Source organism: Methylibium sp. T29, assembly GCF_000576205.1.
Classification (GTDB): domain Bacteria; phylum Pseudomonadota; class Gammaproteobacteria; order Burkholderiales; family Burkholderiaceae_C; genus Methylibium; species Methylibium petroleiphilum.
In genome coordinates this window covers 1-3075 of sequence record NZ_AZND01000334.1, presented here as the reverse complement: position 1 = coordinate 3075, position 3075 = coordinate 1, and the positions used below count along the sequence as shown (strand labels likewise).

2 protein-coding genes and 1 pseudogene are annotated in these 3075 nt (G+C 71.6%); all 3 read left to right on the top strand.

From position 1 onward, the window contains the following. Nucleotides 1-195: 195 nt before the first annotated feature. Nucleotides 196-2262: a TonB-dependent receptor gene (locus tag x551_RS20410; RefSeq protein WP_231497824.1), complete on the top strand. Its 2067-nt coding sequence runs from the start codon at nucleotides 196-198 to the stop codon at nucleotides 2260-2262. Nucleotides 2263-2269: 7 nt separating this feature from the next. Continuing rightward, nucleotides 2270-2518: pseudogene (locus x551_RS27725) on the top strand (PepSY domain-containing protein); the annotation flags it as partial. Nucleotides 2519-2579: 61 nt separating this feature from the next. After that, the coding region (locus tag x551_RS27720; protein ID WP_253950434.1) for a PepSY domain-containing protein at nucleotides 2580-3075 on the top strand (496 nt) is incomplete at its 3' end.

Genomic DNA, 3075 nt, shown 5'->3' with positions numbered 1-3075 from the left:
TGAGACACCGGCGCGTCGGGCGGTCCCCGACGCCGCCTCGCACGCTCCCACGCCATCCCGATCGACACGGTGCTTCCGTGCGCATCGGTTCGCGCTGCGGCCCGCCCAGGGCGCGGCGACGGCGTGCCGAACGACGCGCGCCCGACGCCGGCCCGACCGGCGGCAGCGCTGACTCAGCTTCCGGAACTTCGCACCATGCTTTCAAGATCACCCGCAGTCCTGTCTGCTCTCGTCCTCGGCCCGTGCGCGATCGCGCAGGCCCAGAGCCCGCAAGAGGCGCAACTGCCGCCCATCGTCATCACTGCCGAGCGAGAGCCCGATCAGGTCAGGAAGGCACTGACGGCAGAGCAGGCCGTCACACCCGGCGCCGTGACGCTGGTCGACGGCGAGACCCTGCGCCAGCGCAACGTCACCAGCCTGGCCGACATGCTGCGCTACGTGCCCGGCCTGTGGGCCGCCAGCGGCAGCACCGGCGACTCGTCCTTCCTGTCCAGCCGCGGCTCCAACCTCGACGCCACCAACTACGACGGCAACGGCATCAAGCTGCTGCAGGACGGCCTGCCGGTGACCGCCGCCGACGGCAACAACCACAACCGCGACGTCGACCCGCTGTCGGCGCGCTACGCCATCGTGGCGCGCGGCGCGAACGCGCTCACCTATGGCGCCAGCACGCTCGGCGGTGCGATCGACTTCATCACGCCCACGGCGCGCGACGGAGCACCGAACGAGCTGCTGCTCAACGGCGGCAGCCACGGCCAGCGGCAGGCCCGCATCACGCTGGGCACGGTGGCCGGCGCCTTCGATGCGCTGGTCACCGCCGAGGGCAAGCGCAGCGACGGTTACCGTGATCACCACCGCCAGGAGCGCAGCGGCCTCTACGCCAATGCCGGCTGGCAGCTCGGCGATGCCGTGCGGACGCGCTTCTACGCCACCGCGATCGACAACGACCAGCAGTTGCCGGGCGCGCTGACGCGCGACGAATGGCGAGCGAACCCGCACCAGGCCCAGGCCGCCGCGTTGGCCGGCGACTACCAGTACAACGTGAAGACTTGGCGCCTCGCCAACAAGACGACGTGGGACATCGACGCGAACAGCAGCCTCACGGCCGGCCTGTCGTACGAGGAGCAGCAGCTCTACCACCCGATCGTCTACGCGCCGCCGTTCTTCAGCCTGTTGATCGACACCGAGCAGCGCAACCTCGGCGGCACGCTGCGCTACCAGCGTCGCATCGGCGAACACGACCTGCTGGTCGGCCTGAACGCGGGCCTCACCACCGTGAAGGGCGGGAACTACGGATACGAGCCCGGCGGCGCCGCGACGCTGTCGACGCAGGTGGACAACCGGGCCGACAGCCTGGAGCTGTTCGTGATGGACCGCTGGCAGTTCGCGCCGGACTGGACCGCGGTCTACGGCGCGCAGGCCGTGTCGTCCCGCCGCGAGATCCGCAATACCACGGTGTCCAGTGGTGCCCTGCGCAACCCGGAAGACGACTACCACAGCATCAACCCGCGGGTGGGCCTGATCCACCAGCTGGCGCCCACCGTCCAGCTGTTCGCCAACCTGAGCCGCCTGTACGAGGCGCCCACGCTCTACGAACTGGAGGACGACGTGCGCGGCGACCAGTCGACGCTGGAGGCGATGAAGGGCACCGTGCTGGAAGTCGGCACGCGCGGCACGCACGACGCGGGCCGCAGCCAATGGCACTGGGACGTCGCCGTCTACTACGCGCGGCTGCGCGACGAGATCCTGTCGCGCGCCCCGGTGCCCGGCGTCAGCCTGTCGACCAACGTCGACGGCACGGTCCACGCCGGCGTCGAGGCCCTGCTGGGCGCCAGCCTGGCGATCGACGACGCCGGTGCCCACCGCGTCGAGCCGCTGCTCAACCTGACGGTCAACCACTTCCGCTTCAAGGGCGATGCCGACTACGGCAACAACCGGCTGCCTGCCGCGCCGACCTATGCGGTGCGCGGCGAACTGCTCTACCGCCATGCGAGCGGCTTCTTCGCCGGGCCCACCTTCGATCTCGTGGGGCGCCGGTACGCGGACTTCGCCAACACCTACACGGTCGACCGCTACACCCTGTGGGGCCTGCGCGCCGGCCTGACCCGCGATCACTGGGAGCTCTACGCCGAGGCTCGCAACCTCGCCGACCGGAACTACGTCTCGCTGTTCAGCGTGCAGGACAGGGCGGAATCCAACGCAGCCATCCTCACGCCCGGCGAGCCCCGCTCGGTGTACGTCGGTGCGCGCTTCAAGTTCTGAGGCCGCGATGAGCGACGCGATCCCCGCGGAGGCTGCTGCCGCCGCCTCCGAGTCCGCGCTGTACCGGCGCGTCTGGCGCTGGCACTTCTACGCCGGGCTGGTCTGCCTGCCCTTCCTGGCGTTGCTGGCGACGACCGGCGCGCTGTACCTGTTCAAGGACCCGATCGAGTCGCTGCTCTATGCACGGCTGCGCGTCGTCGAAGCCGGGTCCGCGCCGGGGCTGGCAGCGTCCGCGCTGGTCGACAGGGCCCTGGCGGCCGAACCCGGCGTGGCGGTGCGCTTCGTCGCGCCGGCCCGGCCGGGCCGCAGCGCCGAGGGTGGGCATCCGCACGGCCGAGGGCATCGTCGCGGTCTACCTCGACCCGGCCGACGGCCGGGAACTGGGCAGGCTGCGCGACGACGACCGGCTGATGGAGGTCGTCAAGCGCCTCCACTCGCTGGCGATCGCCGGCCCGGTGGCCAACCACTGGATCGAGATCGTGGCCGGCTGGGCGCTGGTGCTCGTGGTGTCCGGCGTGTTCCTGTGGTGGCCGCGCGGGCGCTCGGGCGGTGTCTGTACCGTGCGCGAGCGCCCGGCGCAGCGCCTCTGGTGGCGCGACGTGCACGCGGTGACCGGGATCGTCGCCGCCGTGGCGATCGTGTTCCTGGCCGTGACGGGCATGCCGTGGTCGGCGTTCTGGGGGCAGCAGTTCGGGCGCCTGAGCGCCGAACGGGGCCTGGGCGTGCCGAAACACGTGTGGGGCCCGGCGCCGCCGTCCGCGGTGCCCCCGCTGGCCGGCTTGCAGGCGGTGCCCTGGGCCGTGGGTCAGGTGC

Excerpts from the sequence above, each read along its gene's own strand:
- x551_RS20410 (WP_231497824.1), top strand. The coding sequence starts at position 196 with ATGCTTTCAAGATCACCCGCAGTCCTGTCTGCTCTCGTCCTCGGCCCG.